The 16,187-nt window shown below is 65.7% G+C and carries 16 protein-coding genes, 1 tRNA gene and 2 pseudogenes; 12 read left to right on the top strand and 7 right to left on the bottom strand.

What is annotated here, in order from left to right; translation table 11 throughout:
* Positions 1-9 precede the first annotated feature (9 nt).
* Both SLQ30_RS19890 and SLQ30_RS19895 read left to right on the top strand, forming a co-directional pair.
* Positions 10-1,086 (top strand): sn-glycerol-3-phosphate ABC transporter ATP-binding protein UgpC, encoded by a 1,077-nt coding sequence (locus tag SLQ30_RS19890; protein ID WP_319448264.1) that lies wholly within the window; start codon positions 10-12, stop codon positions 1,084-1,086.
* 116 nt (positions 1,087-1,202) lie between these two features.
* A complete protein-coding gene (locus SLQ30_RS19895; protein ID WP_319448263.1) occupies positions 1,203-1,433 on the top strand; it encodes a hypothetical protein in 231 nt (76 codons plus the stop codon).
* A 54-nt stretch (positions 1,434-1,487) separates the two neighbouring features.
* Here SLQ30_RS19895 and SLQ30_RS19900 read toward each other — a convergent pair whose 3' ends face one another.
* Positions 1,488-2,003: a hypothetical protein gene (locus SLQ30_RS19900; protein ID WP_319448262.1), complete on the bottom strand. Its 516-nt coding sequence runs from the start codon at positions 2,001-2,003 to the stop codon at positions 1,488-1,490.
* 128 nt (positions 2,004-2,131) lie between these two features.
* Between SLQ30_RS19900 and SLQ30_RS19905 the strand changes: the two genes are divergently transcribed.
* The gene (locus tag SLQ30_RS19905) at positions 2,132-2,644 is read left to right on the top strand and encodes a methylated-DNA--[protein]-cysteine S-methyltransferase (protein ID WP_319448261.1); all 513 of its coding nucleotides are present in this window, start codon (positions 2,132-2,134) and stop codon (positions 2,642-2,644) included.
* A 37-nt stretch (positions 2,645-2,681) separates the two neighbouring features.
* Here SLQ30_RS19905 and SLQ30_RS19910 read toward each other — a convergent pair whose 3' ends face one another.
* Positions 2,682-3,707 (bottom strand): aldo/keto reductase family protein, encoded by a 1,026-nt coding sequence (locus SLQ30_RS19910; protein ID WP_319448260.1) that lies wholly within the window; start codon positions 3,705-3,707, stop codon positions 2,682-2,684.
* A gap of 9 nt (positions 3,708-3,716) precedes the next feature.
* Between SLQ30_RS19910 and SLQ30_RS19915 the strand changes: the two are divergent.
* Positions 3,717-4,022: pseudogene (locus tag SLQ30_RS19915) on the top strand (TetR/AcrR family transcriptional regulator); the annotation flags it as partial.
* On the opposite strand, the gene SLQ30_RS19920 reads toward SLQ30_RS19915, so the two are convergent.
* The 4 genes and pseudogenes from SLQ30_RS19920 to SLQ30_RS19935 form a co-directional block, all read right to left on the bottom strand.
* On the bottom strand, positions 4,019-5,119 hold the full coding sequence (locus SLQ30_RS19920; protein ID WP_319448259.1) for a ferritin-like domain-containing protein: 1,101 nt from the start codon (positions 5,117-5,119) through the stop codon (positions 4,019-4,021). The pseudogene SLQ30_RS19915 and the gene SLQ30_RS19920 sit on opposite strands and share 4 nt — an antisense overlap.
* A 213-nt stretch (positions 5,120-5,332) precedes the next feature.
* On the bottom strand, positions 5,333-5,662 hold the full coding sequence (locus tag SLQ30_RS19925; RefSeq protein WP_319448258.1) for a hemophore-related protein: 330 nt from the start codon (positions 5,660-5,662) through the stop codon (positions 5,333-5,335).
* A gap of 247 nt (positions 5,663-5,909) precedes the next feature.
* Positions 5,910-6,276: pseudogene (locus SLQ30_RS19930) on the bottom strand (CmcI family methyltransferase); the annotation flags it as partial.
* 62 nt (positions 6,277-6,338) lie between these two features.
* Positions 6,339-6,412: transfer RNA gene (locus SLQ30_RS19935), tRNA-Gly, on the bottom strand.
* 58 nt (positions 6,413-6,470) lie between these two features.
* Between SLQ30_RS19935 and dcd the strand changes: the two genes are divergently transcribed.
* The 8 genes from dcd to rfbA all read left to right on the top strand — a co-directional run bounded on the left by dcd (position 6,471) and on the right by rfbA (position 14,855).
* The gene (gene dcd / locus SLQ30_RS19940; RefSeq protein WP_319448257.1) at positions 6,471-7,040 is read left to right on the top strand and encodes a dCTP deaminase; all 570 of its coding nucleotides are present in this window, start codon (positions 6,471-6,473) and stop codon (positions 7,038-7,040) included.
* A 74-nt stretch (positions 7,041-7,114) separates the two neighbouring features.
* Positions 7,115-8,416 (top strand): ammonium transporter, encoded by a 1,302-nt coding sequence (locus tag SLQ30_RS19945; RefSeq protein WP_319448256.1) that lies wholly within the window; start codon positions 7,115-7,117, stop codon positions 8,414-8,416.
* Between the two features lie 176 nt (positions 8,417-8,592).
* A complete protein-coding gene (locus tag SLQ30_RS19950) occupies positions 8,593-10,140 on the top strand; it encodes a hypothetical protein (RefSeq protein WP_319448255.1) in 1,548 nt (515 codons plus the stop codon).
* Positions 10,141-10,225: 85 nt separating this feature from the next.
* Positions 10,226-11,575, top strand: a complete 1,350-nt coding sequence (locus SLQ30_RS19955) for a UDP-glucose/GDP-mannose dehydrogenase family protein (RefSeq protein WP_319448254.1) — start codon at positions 10,226-10,228, stop codon at positions 11,573-11,575.
* Positions 11,576-11,585: 10 nt separating this feature from the next.
* Positions 11,586-11,912, top strand: a complete 327-nt coding sequence (locus SLQ30_RS19960) for a DUF1330 domain-containing protein (protein ID WP_319448253.1) — start codon at positions 11,586-11,588, stop codon at positions 11,910-11,912.
* Complete coding sequence (locus SLQ30_RS19965) at positions 11,909-13,231, top strand: cytochrome P450 (RefSeq protein ID WP_319448252.1); 1,323 nt, start codon at positions 11,909-11,911, stop codon at positions 13,229-13,231. Before SLQ30_RS19960 ends, SLQ30_RS19965 begins: the two co-directional genes overlap by 4 nt.
* A gap of 1 nt (position 13,232) precedes the next feature.
* On the top strand, positions 13,233-13,982 hold the full coding sequence (locus SLQ30_RS19970) for a maleylpyruvate isomerase family mycothiol-dependent enzyme (RefSeq protein WP_319448251.1): 750 nt from the start codon (positions 13,233-13,235) through the stop codon (positions 13,980-13,982).
* Positions 13,983-13,991: 9 nt separating this feature from the next.
* Positions 13,992-14,855, top strand: coding sequence for a glucose-1-phosphate thymidylyltransferase RfbA (rfbA, locus tag SLQ30_RS19975; protein WP_319448250.1), 864 nt, complete (start codon positions 13,992-13,994; stop codon positions 14,853-14,855).
* Between the two features lie 60 nt (positions 14,856-14,915).
* Here rfbA and SLQ30_RS19980 read toward each other — a convergent pair whose 3' ends face one another.
* Positions 14,916-16,169: a YibE/F family protein gene (locus SLQ30_RS19980; RefSeq protein WP_319448249.1), complete on the bottom strand. Its 1,254-nt coding sequence runs from the start codon at positions 16,167-16,169 to the stop codon at positions 14,916-14,918.
* Between the last annotated feature and the right edge of the window lie 18 nt (positions 16,170-16,187).

Genomic DNA, 16,187 nt, shown 5'->3' on the forward strand with positions numbered 1-16,187 from the left:
GGAATTACGTTGGCAGAAGTAGAGTTCCGCGACGTCGTACGCCGTTATCCCGGAGGGCTGGTCGCGCTGAAGAACCTCAACCTGACCGTGGCCGACGGGGAGTTCCTCATCCTTGTCGGGCCGTCGGGGTGCGGCAAGAGCACCGCGCTGCGCCTGCTGGCCGGGCTGGACAAGCCGACTTCGGGTGAGCTCAGGATCGGCGGCAAAGTGGTCAACGGGCTGGCGCCCGGCGAGCGTGACATCGCGATGGTGTTCCAGAACTACGCGCTGTATCCGCACATGTCGGTGTACCGCAACCTCGCCTACGGACTCCGCCAACGGCGCACGCCGCGCGCCGAGGTCGACCGCCGGGTCCGCGAAGCGGCCGCACTACTCGAGATCGATCAGCTGCTGGACCGCAAGCCCGGCCAGTTGTCCGGTGGCCAGCGGCAGCGAGTTGCCATGGGGCGCGCGCTCGTTCGCGAACCGCAGGCGTTCCTGCTCGACGAACCGCTGTCGAATCTGGACGCAAAGCTTCGCAACCAGGTCCGCGGCGATCTCAAGCGACTGCACCGCGAAGTGCCCGTCACGTCCATCTACGTGACCCACGATCAGGTCGAGGCCATGACGCTGGGCGACCGGCTGTGCGTGATGTCGAACGGCGAAGTGCAGCAACTCGGCACCACCGACGACATCTACAACCGCCCGGCCAACACGTTCGTCGCGGCGTTCATGGGCAGCCCACCGATGAACCTGATCCCTGGCGTCATCACCTCCGGTGTCCTGCACGTCGGCGACACGTCGGTGACGTCGGTACCGTCGCCGGACGGACCGGTGACCGTCGGCGTGCGGCCCGAGCATCTTCGGCTGGAGGTTGGCCACGCTCCGGGCAGGGTCCCGGCGCGAGTCGACTTCATCGAGCCGCTGGGTAGCCACGTCCTGGTGACCGCGCTGGTCGAGCAGACCCGGGTGATCGTCCACGCCCCGGCGGGGACGGACTTGGAGTCGGGCACCGAGATTGGGCTCGTCATGCCGCCCGAGCGGACGTACTTCTTCGACGCCGAGACGGGCGACGCGCGGCGCAGTCGCGAGCGCATCACGTTGTGACTTCGTGGTGTCACGAAAGCCCTACTAACTCGGATTAACCGTACCGCTAATCCGAGTTAGGGAAATTTCTCGGATTTTGGGCGTACTCAATCCGACTTCACGACACGAACCAAAAGGTGCGGACGCCGGGTCGTGAGTTCGCCGCGGACCACATGGCCGCCGTGTGGGCGCGCTCCGCGACGATCGACATCAATCCCGGCAATACCGCGAATGCGGAGTTGGCCTTCGACCTGCCGCCGGACCTGATGAGCCGCGGAGATGCCGGGTATAGCTCGAGTGTCCGTGCGGTCGAGTTGCACGACTCAGCGTCCTCAAGAGGCGTGGTCGTGGACTTGTGGCCGCGCTAGGTCTGTCCGCTGCAGATCATATCGCGCGGGCCGTAACGCATTGGGCCCGAGAGCTTACCGCGGCGGTGGGTCGATGGGGGTCAGAGATATCGGCAGCCAATGGATGCCTGGGCCCTCACCGGGGCATCCGGCTCCGTCAACGGTGAGGGTCCGCTCTCCGAAGAAGCTGCCGTCAGGGTTTGGGATCAGGTAGTCCGAGCGTATGGACTTCACCACGCTCTTCGGGTTGTTGCGATCACAGAAGTAGGGGTACTCCCCGCTTGTTTCCCAACGGTCGATGTTCCATCTGTACTCGAAGGCAGAGGGAGCACCTGGATTTCGGACCTGATCGTCCGCGTTGTCCCAGCGCGGAACACAACCGTTCACGTCACAGTGGGTGGTGAATTGGACGGGGAAGGTCTTCGGATCCATCGGTGTCGGCGCACCGTTGAAGGTCTGCTTCGAGAAGTCGATGAACGCGTTGTAGTACCCGTACAGGGGCGGTGGCTCGGCGCGGTCGGCTTGAGCGACCGGTGCAACGATCAGCGCGGCACACGCGGCAGAGATGCCGATCGGCAGAGGCTTCACCATCTAGCAGGGATAGCACTTACTTCGGGCGCTCGCGGGCGAAACGCCATCCGGGTCTCGAGGCGATGGCACGGGAACTCCACTCACGTTTTCGGGATACGCGACGTCTACTCCATGAGAAGGAGGACCTCATGCGCACCCGGCACACCGTGATCGACAGTCCATTGGGCCCGTTGAGCATCGTCGCCAATGGCGACCACCTCACAGGCCTCTACTTCCGGCACCACCGACCCCGCCCCGCTGCAGACACCCTTGGTCGCTACGTCCTTCCCGACGCCGACGTGTTGCTGGCACGAACGGCGACCCAGGTCGATGGGTACCTACGCGGATGCCGACACCACTTCGAATTGCCGACCGCGTTGGTCGGCGACGTTCGGCATCGTCGAGTATGGGAGTTGCTGTCCGACATCGACTATGGCCGCACCACCACTTACGGCGAGTTCGCGGCCGAATTGGCCGACGGCACCACCGCCTACGAAGTCGGCCAGATCGTCGGACGCAACCCCATCAGCATCGTCCTGCCATGTCACCGCGTCGTCGGCAAGCACGGCAAGCTGACCGGGTACGCCGGCGGGCTCGAACGCAAACGCTTCCTGCTCGAACTCGAAGAACCAGCACCCGCCGTGGCGGGACGGCTGTTCTGACGGTGGCACCGCGACCTAGCAACAAGGTCGTCATCGATCAGGCCGGGCGGGCGGTTGGCGCATTGGTCGCGGTCTTGGCCGCGTCGCGCTCCACCACGTCTCCGAGCACTTCGTCGATCCGGGTCATCGCCTCGGCCGGGATGTGCACACCGGAGGCCTTCACGTTCTCGGCCACCTGCTCGGGTCGCGACGCCCCGATCAGGGCGGAGGCGACGTTGTCGTTCTGCAGCACCCACGCGACCGCCAGCTGAGCCAGGGTGAGCTCGAGTGATTCGGCGATCGGCCGCAGCGCCTGCACCCGGGTCAGCACGCCGTCGTTCATGAAGCGCCTGATGAAGTTGGCGCCACTCTCGTCGGTGGCTCGGGAGCCGGCCGGCGGTGGCTGGCCCGGCTGGTACTTGCCGGTCAACACGCCTTGGGCGATCGGCGACCACACGATTTGGGAGATGCCGAGTTCGCGGCTGGTTGGGACGATCTCGTTCTCGATCACCCGCCACAGCATCGAATACTGCGGTTGGCTCGAAATCAGCTGCACGTTGAGCTCTTTGGCAAGTGCGTGACCCGCGCGTAGCTGCTCGGCCGTCCACTCGCTGACCCCGATGTACAGCACCTTGCCGGCCCGCACCACGTCGGCGAACGCCTGCATGGTTTCTTCCAGTGGCGTCTCGACGTCGTAGCGGTGGGCCTGGTACAGATCGACGTAGTCGGTCTCGAGCCGACGCAACGACCCGTTGATGGATTCCAGAATGTGCTTGCGCGACAAGCCAACGTCGTTCGGACCCCCGGGTCCGGTCGGAAAGTACACCTTGGTGAAGATCTCCAAGGACTCGCGCCGCTGGCCCCGCAACGCCTCACCCAACACCGATTCAGCCTTGGTGTTGGCATAGACGTCGGCGGTGTCGAACGTGGTGATGCCGGCATCGAGCGCGGCATGGACGCACTGGATCGCTACGTCGTTCTCGACCTGGGAACCATGCGTGATCCAGTTGCCGTAGGTGATCTCGGAGATCTTCAATCCGCTGTTGCCGAGGTACCGGTAGTCCATGGCCACGACGCTACTCACGACTGCTCGTTCGCTGCCATGTGGGCAGATGTTCGGCGGCCCGAGCTCCGCCCGTTCGAGCGGTTGTTCTTCGAGTGTTACTCCAGGGGGGCTCAGGGCGAAAAGCCGTACGCCGCAATGGTTCCCGGAGCTGTCGACACGTGGTTGGAGCGAGTCGCCGCGGCCGCCGACGGCACGATTGAGCCCGCAGTTGCACGGCTCGGCCTGGCGGTCATCCGCGGATTGCTGCTCGACCTGGTAGCGACCGGGGACGAGGTTGGGGTGGATGCCGCCGCCGGCTCTTTCGTCGAGATGGTCCGCGGATCAGGCGGTTAGCTCGCGGCCGCCGCGATCACGTCGTCCACCTCAACGGCTCGGGCTGCCATCTCGGCGTGCGCCTTGTCCAGCGCGTCGGCTTGATCCTCGTCGGCCTTCATCAGTGCCTCGATGTCGGAGCCGGCCATGTCGAGGACGCCCATGTCCGAGAAGGCCTTCTGCACCTTGTCGCCCCACAACCCGATGTCCTTGACGATCGGCACGATGCGGCTGAACAGGTGTGAGCGGAATTGCAGCATCAGCGGCGAGGTGTCGACCCACTCGGCGCACTCCTTGACGTTCAGGCCGAGGGTCTCGAAGACCTCTTCGCCGCGGAACCGGTCGCGCATCAGGTAACAGGCGTCTACGACGAACTCTTCGCGCTCGCCCCGCTCGGCTTCGGTTAGCGCGGAGTAGTAGTCCTTCAAAGAGATTCGGCCGAAGGCAACGTGGCGGGCCTCGTCCTGCATGACGTAGGCCAGCAGTTGCTTCGCCAGCGAGCCTTCGGGCGCCAGGTCACGCTGCACCCCGAAGGCGGCGAGTGCGAGCCCCTCGATGAGCACCTGCATGCCGAGATAGGGCATGTCCCAACGCGAGTCGTTCAGGGTGTCCGCCAGCAGTGCCGTCAGGTTCTTGTTGATCGGGTAGACGAGCCCGATTTTCTCCTGGAGGAAGCGTGAGAACGCCTCGACGTGGCGGGCCTCGTCCATGGTTTGAGTGGCCGCATAGAACTTCGCGTCCATGTCCGGGACGACCTCGACGATCTTCGCCGCGCACACCATCGCTCCTTGCTCGCCGTGCAGGAACTGCGAGAAATTCCAGGCCGAGTTGTGCTGGCGCATCTCGGCGCGGCGCTTTTCGTCGGCGGACTCCCATGCCGGGCTGCCGAACAGCGGATGGAACTCGTCGGGCATCCCGATCGGGTTCATTGGGTCGACGTCCAGCGACCAGTCGATGCGCGACTGCGCATCCCACTGCTTGTCCTTTCCCTTCTGGTAAAGGGAAAGAAGCCGGGCACGTCCCTCGTCGTACTCCCAGGTGAAGCGCGCGTCGCCGCCGCTAGCGACCTCCCACGAGTACGGCTCGGGCACGTCTGTGTACTTGTCTCTCGTGGTCATGAACTGCCGCCTCTCTCCCCCCGGAATGGCTACATAGCCATATGACGAACATCACATTGCGCCGCATGTGAAGGCGGCGTCAAGCCTCGAGTTATTACTAGGCCGATGCCGTTAGGGCGGGCGGGGTTGGGCACATCAAGTTGCACGACTTTGCGGGTGTACTCGCGCTCTCATGACGAGGCCTTGAAGGCGCGGGTGCCGGGTGCGGCGTCGTTAAAACTTGTTACAAGTGCTGAATGCTCGCTCGAGTGCCGGGATAAAAGGTTGCGCACCCGGTTGACTACGAAGGTCCGCCACCGCCGGCGCACGGTCGCTCGGTGGTGCCGCAATGAAGCCTCTCAGGCCTTGCTGCAAGCTCGGCGAGTTGGCGAGCATGTTGCCGACTGAAGGGTCGTTGGCATTGAGCGCACTGGTGAACTGCTCATAGCTGCAAGTTGTATCGACCACAGGGTCTGCTAGCGCACTACCTGCGCCAGCGCTCAACGACAAACCCAGACCACCTGCCGCGACCGCCGCAGCAGCTAACAACGACTTGAACACCATCTGCAATTCTCCTCTGTTCTGGTTGACTCGTTCTTCGTAATTGACTGTAAGCGTCCTTTTCAAACCGTGCCTACCCTTCAGCGGCAACCTCAAAACTAAGACGCCCGAATATCGGTGCGGGCCCTAATTTCGTTACAGCTCGCAGTTGGCCTGCTGATCGCCTCATCGAATGAGGCCATCAATTACACGATGACGTCAATATCCTTGTCCTACACCCGGTCTGACGGGGTGCTTCGCTCCGTCACCTCTAATTGCGAATGAGGAACCCGTTCGTCGTGAACGACCACCCGAACTTGCCGTCCCGATGCGAGTCGTGGGTGTAATCACCGGGAAACTCCGCCACGTATTCTTCGATGGCCTCGTACGGTCCCGAATCCCAGCCTGTATGCACCGGGTGTCCGTTGACGCTGGAAATCCTCGACTACCACATAATCGCCCGCTCTCAGCAACGGCCGACCCAATTTCAATTCTGCGAGCACATGCTGTTTCGCATGGTCGCTGTCGAGAATGGCGAATATCCGCCCCGGAAATTCATCCCTCAGTTGCTGGATACGGTCCGCGATGCAATCGACCGCGCAGGCCTCAAGCCGCGCAACTCTGACGTCCGGTGTACGGGACCGTTACGGGGACCACCGGCCAGTCGGGCGGACAACAACGCGGGTTTGACCAGGAAATCTGGAGCCGATGACGGGAATCGAACCCGCGTATTCAGCTTGGGAAGCTGATGTTCTGCCATTGAACTACATCGGCCTGACCAGCTGTGCTGGTGATCACGAAGGCTAGCACTTCCACCCGCTACGCTCGTCGGGTGCTGCTCTCCGATCGCGACATCCGGGCCGAGCTCAAATCCGGACAGTTGGGGATCGACCCCTTCGAGGACGACCTGGTCCAGCCTTCCAGCGTCGACGTCCGACTCGACAACCTGTTCCGCGTCTTCAACAACACTCGCTACACACACATCGACCCGTCGGTGCGCCAGGACGACCTCACCACGCTCGTCGAACCCAAGGAGGGCGAGCCGTTCGTGCTGCACCCCGGCGAGTTCGTGCTCGGGTCGACGCTGGAGCGGTGCACGCTGCCCGACAACCTCGCGGGCCGGCTCGAGGGCAAGTCCTCGCTCGGCAGGCTGGGGCTGCTGACGCACTCGACCGCGGGGTTCATCGACCCTGGCTTCACCGGCCACATCACCCTCGAGCTCTCGAACGTGGCCAACCTGCCCATCACGCTGTGGCCGGGCATGAAGATCGGTCAGCTGTGCCTACTGCGGCTGACCAGCCCCGCCGAGCATCCCTACGGCAGCAGCAAGGCCGGGTCGAAGTACCAGGGCCAGCGCGGTCCGACGCCATCCCGCTCATACCTGAACTTCGTCAAGTCCTGAGCGCGGTGAGGTTTTGGTAACCACGCCGAAACCCTGAACATATGCTCTTCGGGATTCCAACGAGGGAGCCCGACGTGCATGAGATCGATCCCGCCGCGACCGCCTGGCTGCTGGCCGCCACGGCCCTGGTGCTGCTGATGACGCCGGGGCTGGCCATCTTCTACGGCGGCATGGTGCGCACCACCGGAGTGCTCAACATGATCATGATGAGCTTCATCTCGATCCCGTTGGTCACGGTGGCGTGGCTGCTCTTCGGCTACACGCTGGCGTTCTCCGGGGACGGCGCGGGCGGGCTGATCGGCGACCTCACGCACATCGGCATGGCGGGCATCGGCCCCACCACCGTGCACGGGGGCGTGCCCGAACTCTTGTACGCCACCTTCCAACTCAGCTTCGCCATCATCACCGCCGCGCTCGTCAGCGGCGCGATCGCCGACCGCGCGAAGTTCTCCGCATGGGTGGTGTTCGTCCCGCTCTGGGCAATCGCGGTCTACGCCGTGGTCGCGCACTGGGTGTGGTCCCCGCACGGATGGCTGGCCAAGCTCGGCGTGCTGGACTACGCGGGCGGGCTGGTCGTCGAAATCGTCTCCGGCGCTTCGGCATTGGCCTTGGCGCTGGTGCTTGGCCCCCGCATCGGCTTCAACAAGGAAGCGATGCGGCCTCACAACCTTCCGTTCGTGTTGCTCGGCGTCGGACTGCTGTGGTTTGGCTGGTTCGGCTTCAACGCCGGGTCCGCGCTCGCCGCCAATGGAATGGCGGCGGCGATCTTCCTGAACACGTTGGTTGCCGGCTGCCTCGGCATGCTCGGCTGGCTCACCGTGGAGCGGATCCGCGACGGCAGGCCGACGACGTTCGGCGCCGCATCGGGCGTCGTCGCGGGCTTGGTGGCGATCACGCCGTCATGCGGAACGGTGAACGTGCTCGGTGCGGTCGTGGTCGGATTGCTGGCGGGGATCGTCTGCTCGTTCGCGATCGGGATGAAGTTCCGCTTCGGCTACGACGATTCACTGGACGTCGTCGGAGTGCACTTCGTCGGCGGCATCGTCGGCGTGTTTCTGATCGGGCTCTTGGCCACCGAGGTGATGACGGCCGGACCGCGGGGCCTGTTCTACGGCGGCGGCCTCACTCAGCTGGGCAAGCAGGTGCTTGCGGCCGTGGTCGTCGCGCTCTACGCGTTCGGCGTCTCCTATCTGTTGGCCAAGGCCATCGACCGCGTGATGGGCTTCCGCGTCAGCGCCGACGACGAAATGGCCGGCGTCGACTTCACCCAGCACGCCGAGACCGCCTACGCGGAAGGCGTCCACGGGCACCTGCCGTCCCGGCGCCCTCCGCACTTCGGCGACGCTCGACCGCGGCCCGATGCCGCCGACGGGTAGTCACGCTAAGGACACGCGGGTAGGGTCGAGAGCGCGTTCAGCGGCGAGCCATCAGCTAATGCCGCGGGGTGTAACGACTGTGTTGGTAGGGACGATGAAACATCTAGTCGTCGGCTCGCGACAGGTGAATTCGCAGTACCGACCTGAATAGTTCAGCAAACATTTTGGAGGGGTCGATGGACATCGTACTTGGTGTCTCGTTGACACCTAAGACGGTGCGTATGGTGCTGGTCGAAGGTGTCAAGGGTGACGGCGCGATCGTCGACCACGACACTTTCGAGGTGGCTCAGTCGGGCGACTCAGCAACCTCGAATGCGGTCGATCAAGTGGTCGCAGCGATAGTCGGCACCCAGGAAAGCGCCGCCGAGGGTGGCCACGAACTGACGTCGATCGGCGTCACGTGGAGTGACCGCTCCGAGGCGGCGGAACTGCGCGACGCGCTCGCCGGGCGCAACATCCGCGACGTGATTCTGGTCTCCGAACTCCACGCCGCCGGAGCGCTGGCGCAGGCCGCGGGCCGGGCCGTCGGTTACGACAACACGGCGTTGCTCTTCGTCGATCGGGACAGCGCCACGTTGTCCGTAGTCCGCAGCGACGACGGCTCCATCGTGAAGGTGCTGAGCAACAACCTGCACGGGTCGGACGCCATGGCGATGCTCGCCGAGATGGTGTCCGCCGTCGAAGCGCAGGATGCCCCTCCGCAGGGAATCTTCGTGGTCGGGTCCGGCGTCGACATCACATCGGTCAAGGAACACCTGGAAGACCTCGTGAGCCTGCCCGTGCGGGCCCCCGAGGAGTCCGGCCTGGCCTTGGCCCGCGGAGCCGCACTGGCTGCGGCCAACGCACCGACGTACGACGCGACCACCGCAGGGCTCGCCTACTCGCTGGATCCCGAGGGAGCCACGGCGGGTAACGAGTACGGGCTGATTGCCGGCGCAGCGACCATGAGGCGCACGGTGGACGTGGCCGCAGCGGCCAACGCGGTCGACTACGACCCGGATCTCGACTTCGAACCGGTACCCGCCGAGGAGGGCCGCAAGCCGTTCCTGCTCGTCGGTTCCGCGCTGACGTCGATCTTCGTGGTTGGCGTTGTCGCCCTTGTCATCTCGCTCGCAGTGGCCATTCGGCCGACAGCCGACCAGCGACCTGACCCTGGCCAGGCGATCGTCCCGAACGCCGCTGCTCCAGCGGCACCGGTCATTCCGCAGGCTCCGCCACCGGCCCCGGAGGCGGAAGTGCCCGCCCCCGCGCCGCCGCCCCCGCCGGCGCCAGAGACCATCAAGGCGCCGGTGCCCGTCGTCGCGGAACGCCAGGCTCCGCGCAAGGTGTATGTCCAGGATCCACCTGAGGCGGCGCCTGCCCCGGCACCGCCGCCCGAGGCCGCCCCGGCGCCCCCGCCCGAGGACATCCCGGCCCCGCCGCCGGTGGTCGTCCCGCCGGTGATAGCGCCGCCACCGATCTTCACGCCGCCCTGGCAACGGCAGTATCCGCAGTACCCGCCACAGCGCGGTTACCCGCAGTACCCGCCGCAGCAGCAGTATCCGCAGCAGCCCCCATGGCAGCAGGATCAGGGCGGTTACCCCGGTAGTGGCGGTGGCTACCCCGGCGGTGGCGGCAATGGCGGTTACCCCGGTGGTGGTGGCGGCTATCCGGGTGGTGGAGGTGGTCACGGCGGCATCCGCGCGTGCATCCTGATCTTCTGTGCACCTGTCGGCGGTCACTGACCCGAATCCCACTCGTTACCCAGCGTTGGCCTGGCGCTCAGTGTCACTTTGCAACTAGCTCATCGCGGGGGCCTATTCAAGTGGTATGCGATGCACCGTATTTGGCACTGGGTATCTCGGAGCGACACATGCCGCGGGGATGGCCGAGCTTGGACACGAAGTGGTCGGCGTCGACATCGACCCCGGCAAGATCGCAAAGTTGGCCTCGGGCGACATTCCATTCTACGAACCCGGGCTGCGAAAGGTGTTGCGCGACAACATCGAAGCCGGACGGCTGCACTTCACCACCGACTACGAAGCGGCGGTTGAATTCGCCGACGTGCACTTCCTCGGCGTCGGAACCCCGCAGAAGAAGGGCGAATACGGCGCCGACCTGCGCCACGTCCATGCGGTGATCGACACGCTGGTGCCGCGGTTGCGGCGTTCGGCGGTCATCGTCGGCAAGTCGACGGTGCCCGTGGGTACAGCCGCTGAGCTCGCCGAACGCGCTCGTGGGCTCGCGCCCGAGGGTGTCGACGTCGAAATCGCCTGGAACCCGGAGTTCCTGCGCGAAGGGTTCGCCGTCCACGACACACTGCACCCGGACCGCATCGTGCTTGGCGTGCAACGGGATTCGGTGCGCGCCGAGGCGGCCGTGCGGGAACTGTACGCGCCGCTGCTCGCGGAGGACGTGCCGTTCCTGGTCACCGACCTGCAGACCGCAGAGTTGGTGAAGGTCTCGGCGAACGCGTTTCTGGCGACGAAGATCTCGTTCATCAATGCGATCTCGGAGGTCTGTGAGGCCGTCGACGCCGACGTCACGCTGCTTGCCGACGCGCTCGGCTACGACCCGCGCATCGGGCGGCGATTTCTCAACGCCGGACTGGGATTCGGCGGTGGCTGCCTACCGAAGGACATCCGCGCGTTCATGGCGCGGGCAGGTGAGCTCGGCGCCAACCACGCCCTGACCTTCCTGCGCGAGGTGGACAGCATCAACATGCGCAGGCGCACCCGCATGGTCGAGTTGGCCACCAAGGCGTGCGGCGGGTCCCTGCTCGGCGCCAACGTGGCCGTGCTTGGGGCGGCGTTCAAGCCCGAATCCGACGACGTGCGCGACTCGCCTGCGCTCAACGTCGCGGGCCTGTTGCAACTCAACGGCGCCACCGTCAACGTGTACGACCCCAAGGCCATGGAGAACAGCCAGCGCGTCTTCCCGACGCTGACCTACGCGACCTCGGTGACCGAGGCGTGTGAACGCGCAGATGCCGTGCTGGTGCTCACCGAATGGCAGGAGTTCGTCGACCTCGATCCCGAGCAACTGGCCGCGACCGTGCGCGCCAAGGTGATCGTCGACGGGCGCAACTGCCTGGACGTCGGCAAGTGGCAACGCGCCGGCTGGCGGGTGTACGCGCTGGGGCGTCGGATCGCTGAAGTCTCGGGGCCGATCGCGTCGTAGCTTGGAGGCCATGAGCGTCTACGCACTGAACCTGTTCGACGTCGCCGACCGCGACGAATACCTGGCCTACTCGAAACGGTCGGTGGCCGAGGTCGCCAGGTACGGCGGCAAGGTGGTTGCGCTCGGCAAGTTTCGCGAGAACGTGCTCGGTGACGTCGCGGGCAGGCAAGTGCTGATCCTGGTCGAATGGCCCGACAAGGATGCATTCGACGGGTACTGCAACGACCCGACGCTCGCGGACCTGCACGCTCATCGCGAGGACGGGACGTCGGCCTACATTTGGCAACTGTTCGACCGGTTGGACGATCTGCGCCCGGTGCTTAAGCTCGAATCATGACGCTGCGTCAGCGCACACACTGGTTCGCTCTCCACGGCTTCGTCGGCGGGATGTCGACGCTCGGCGTCAAGCGCGGCGACATGCAGGCCAGGCTGATCGCCGACCCGGCGGTACGCGCCGACCCTGGAGCGTTCGCCGACGAGCTCCGCACGCGTGGTCGGCTGGTACGCGGTCGCGCCGCCTGGTTGACCACCGATCACGCTTTGGTCCACCAGCTGCTGCGGTCTGACGATTTCGCCGCGACATCGCTTGGAGAGTCCTTGCCGCGCCCGCTGCGCTGGTTGGAAGGCAAGACCTTGGTCAAGGGCAGGCTGCATCCGCTCCTGCCCCCGTCACTGCTGTCCGTCGAGCCGCCCGAGCACACCCGGTACCGGAAGACGGTGTCGTCGGTGTTCACCACCAGAGCCGTTGCGGCACTTCGGGAACGGGTGGAACAGGCCGCCACCACGCTGATCGACGGATTGAGCGAAAATGCGCACGGTGGTTCCGTCGACGTCGTCGAGCAGTACTGCTCGCAGCTCCCCGTCACCGTCATCGGTGACATTCTGGGCGTGCCAGATGACGAGCGGCCGCGCATCCTCGAATTCGGCGAGCTCGCGGCGCCCAGCCTCGACATCGGGTTGTCCTGGCCGCAGTACCTGCGCGTCGAGCGCGGTCTGGAGGGCTTCAACACCTGGCTCGCCGACCACATCGCGCGGCTGCGCCGCACCCCCGGCGATGACTTGATGAGCCAGCTCATCGCGTCCAGCGAGGGCGGCGCCCGACTGAACGACGAGGAACTGCGCGCCACCGCGGGCCTGGTGCTCGCCGCGGGCTTCGAGACGACGGTGAATCTGCTCGGCAGCGGGATCCGCATCCTGCTCGAGCACCCCGACCAACTCGCCATGCTGCTCGAGCAACCCGAGTTGTGGCCCGGCGCCGTCGAGGAGATCCTGCGCCTGGAGTCGCCGGTACAGCTGAGCGCGCGCGCGGCCGTCGTCGACACCGAGGTGGCAGGCCGGAACGTCGAGGCCGGCGACCTCGTCATCCTGTACCTCGCGGGGGCCAATCGGGACCCCGAGGTTTTCGCCGATCCACATCGCTTCGACATCACCCGCGACAACGCAGGCAAGCACCTGTCGTTCTCCGGCGGCAGGCACTATTGCCTCGGGGCGGCGTTGGCCAGGGCCGAGGGCGAGGTGGGGCTGCGGACGTTCTTCGAGCGCTTCCCGGCGGCACAATTGGCTGGCGCAGGGAGTCGCCGCGACACGCGCGTACTGCGGGGTTGGTCGGCGCTACCGATCACGCTCGGAGAGGCGCGCGCAGCGGTACGTTCGTAGGGTGGACTTCCGAAAAGCGCTGGTCGAGGAGACCAAGGCCTTCGGGGACGTCGTGCGTGGTGCAGACCCGTCGACACCCGTGCCGACCTGCCCGGGCTGGACGCTCAACCAACTCTTCAAACACGTCGGCCGTGGCAATCGCTGGAGTGCCCAGATCATCGCGGATCGGATGCTCGCGCAGCTCGATCCCCGCGACGTGCGCAACGGGAAGCCACCAGAGGATCGCGACGCCGCGATCGGCTGGCTCAACGACGGCGTCCAGGCGCTCTTCGACGCGGTCGATCACGTCGGCCCGGAAACGCGGGTGTGGACGTTCACCGGATCCAAGCCCGCCGGGTGGTGGATTCGGCGCAGGTTGCACGAGGCCACGGTCCATCGGGCCGATGCGGTGCTGGCGGTCGGCGGTGACTTCACCATCGACCCCGAACTGGCGGCAGACGGCGTCAGCGAGTGGATCAACATCAACACCGCGCAGGCCGACCCGCATGCGCCGCCGCTGACCCGCGGGCTGGCGCTGCACCTGCATGCCACCGACGACGGGCTCGGCCCGACGGGCGAGTGGACCATCACCAACGACGAAGACGGCCTGAACTGGTCGCACGACCACACGAAGGGGGAGGCCGCGGTGCGTGGGACGGCGACCAACCTGCTGCTGGCCGTCACCCGCCGCAAGACGTCGGCCGAGGCGGGGTTGGAGGTCTTCGGCGACGCCGCGGTGTGGGACGGCTGGCTGAGCCGCACGCCGTTCTAGGGTCTATCCATGCGGGGAATCATCTTGGCCGGCGGTTCTGGCACGCGGTTGCATCCGATCACCAGGGGGGTCAGCAAGCAGCTGCTCCCGGTGTACGACAAGCCGATGATCTACTACCCGCTGTCCACGCTGATCATGGCCGGTATCCGGGACATCCTGATCATCACCACGGCCGAGGATGCTCCCGGCTTTCACCGATTGCTCGGTGACGGTTCCGATTTCGGGGTCGCGCTCACCTACGCGGTGCAGGATCGGCCCGACGGACTCGCGCAGGCCTTCGTCATCGGAGCCGACCACATCGGGACGGAGTCGGTCGCATTGGTGTTGGGCGACAACATCTTCTACGGCCCGGGGTTTGGCACCAACCTCAAGCGCTTCGAAAACGTCAGCGGGGGATCGATCTTCGCGTACTGGGTGGCCAATCCCACGGCCTACGGCGTGGTGGAGTTCGACTCCGGCGGCACCGCGATCTCGCTGGAGGAGAAGCCGGTCACTCCGAAGTCGAGTTACGCGGTGCCGGGGCTGTACTTCTACGACAACGACGTCATTGAGATAGCCAAGTCGCTGAAGCCGTCGCCGCGCGGTGAGTACGAGATCACCGAGGTCAATCAGCGTTACCTGGAGGCGGGCACGCTCTCGGTAGAGGTGATGGCCCGCGGCACCGCGTGGCTGGACACCGGCACCTTCGACTCGTTGCTCGATGCCAGCGACTACGTGCGTACCGTCGAACGGCGCCAAGGTCTGAAGATCGGTGCGCCCGAAGAGGTGGCGTGGCGCGTCGGTTTCATCGACGACGATCAGTTGGCCACCCGCGCCAAGACGCTGCTCAAGTCGGGCTATGGCGCGTATCTGCTCGAGCTGCTGGAGCGCTGAGTTCGAGGCTGACATGCCCTCTGAAACGCAGTATCACTGGCGATACTGCGTTTCAGAACGCTATGCCGACCGACCCTCGAGGCTAGTGGTGCTGGTGGGACTCTGCGGCGTCGCCAACACCGCCGCGATGCCCGTAGTCAGCGGAACTGCCAACGCCAGCGCGATGCCGCCGACGGCCGACCGGGAGATCTCGATGGCCACGCTCTCGCTGGTCAACACGTCACCCAACGACCGGTTCGCGACGCTGAAGAGCAGCAACAGCGGCAGCGCACTACCCGCATACGCCAGCACCAGGGTGTAGACGGTGCTGGCGATGTGGTCGCGGCCGACCCGCATCGCCCCGACGAAAATGGCCTTCCGGCTCGCGCCGTGCTCGGCGAGTTCGAATGCCGTCGAAGCCTGCGTCACCGTCACGTCGTTGAGCACGCCGAGTGAACCGATGATGAAGCCGGCCAGCAGCAGGCCGGTGATCGACACGCTGCCCAGGTAGGCGGCCACCTCGTTGTTCTGATCCTCGGATAGCCCGGTGAGGTGCACCAGTTCAATTGCTGCCCAAGATAATACGGCCGCCAGCAGCAACGCCGACAACGTGCCGAGCAGGGCAGCGCTGGTCCGCAGGCTCACCCCGTGCGCCAAGTAGATGACGGCGTACAGGATGGCCCCCGACGCCACCAGTGCGACGGGGATCGCGGGTGCGCCGTCGCGCAGCGCGGGCAACAGGAACAGCATCAGCACCCCGAACGCCACGACGATCCCGACCAGTGCGCGCAGTCCCCGCCAACGCGCCACGGCGACGATCACGATCGCGAACGTGGCGGCCAGCAGGCCAAGCGGCCAGCTGCGCTCGAAGTCGAAGAACGCGTACGACGTCGTCCCGTTCTGATCAACCTGCCTGCTCACCCGGATGTCGTCGCCGACCGCGAGGCTCGGCTGACCCGGCCCGCCACTGAACTCCAGAAGCGTGTTGGCGCCCTTGTTGGGGCCGGAGTCGATCTGCACCAGCGACTGCACGCACTCACCGTTGCCCGGCGACCCCTCGACGGGCGCTGAGGTCAGCACGCCGCCCGCCGACGGGCTACCGCATGGCGCGGACGCACTGGACAGCACGTGACCGGCCTCGGTGGTGACGGCCCCGCCTGCGGCGTTCTGGAATGGCAGCGGGATGTCGACGCGCTGGTGGCTGGGCCACAGCAGCGCCATTCCGGCGATGACCGCTACACCGATCGCGACGAGGAGGCCGACGACGATTTTGGCGGCCAGCGGACCCATCGGCGCGGGGCCGGAGGCAGGGGAGTGCGAATGCGAATGCGCCACTCGGACAGGGTAGAGGTG

The sequence above is a fragment of the Mycobacterium sp. RTGN4 genome (genome assembly GCF_033804635.1).
Classification (GTDB): domain Bacteria; phylum Actinomycetota; class Actinomycetes; order Mycobacteriales; family Mycobacteriaceae; genus Mycobacterium.

Bases quoted from the DNA above. Each gene is read 5' to 3' on its own strand.
- SLQ30_RS19965 (WP_319448252.1), top strand. From the start codon at position 11,909: ATGACGCTGCGTCAGCGCACACACTGGTTCGCTCTCCACGGCTTCGTC.
- SLQ30_RS19920 (WP_319448259.1), bottom strand. From the start codon at position 5,119: ATGACCACGAGAGACAAGTACACAGACGTGCCCGAGCCGTACTCGTGG.
- SLQ30_RS19960 (WP_319448253.1), top strand. From the start codon at position 11,586: ATGAGCGTCTACGCACTGAACCTGTTCGACGTCGCCGACCGCGACGAA.
- SLQ30_RS19905 (WP_319448261.1), top strand. From the start codon at position 2,132: ATGCGCACCCGGCACACCGTGATCGACAGTCCATTGGGCCCGTTGAGC.
- SLQ30_RS19955 (WP_319448254.1), top strand. From the start codon at position 10,226: ATGCGATGCACCGTATTTGGCACTGGGTATCTCGGAGCGACACATGCC.
- SLQ30_RS19950 (WP_319448255.1), top strand. From the start codon at position 8,593: ATGGACATCGTACTTGGTGTCTCGTTGACACCTAAGACGGTGCGTATG.
- rfbA (WP_319448250.1), top strand. From the start codon at position 13,992: ATGCGGGGAATCATCTTGGCCGGCGGTTCTGGCACGCGGTTGCATCCG.
- SLQ30_RS19925 (WP_319448258.1), bottom strand. From the start codon at position 5,662: ATGGTGTTCAAGTCGTTGTTAGCTGCTGCGGCGGTCGCGGCAGGTGGT.
- SLQ30_RS19900 (WP_319448262.1), bottom strand. From the start codon at position 2,003: ATGGTGAAGCCTCTGCCGATCGGCATCTCTGCCGCGTGTGCCGCGCTG.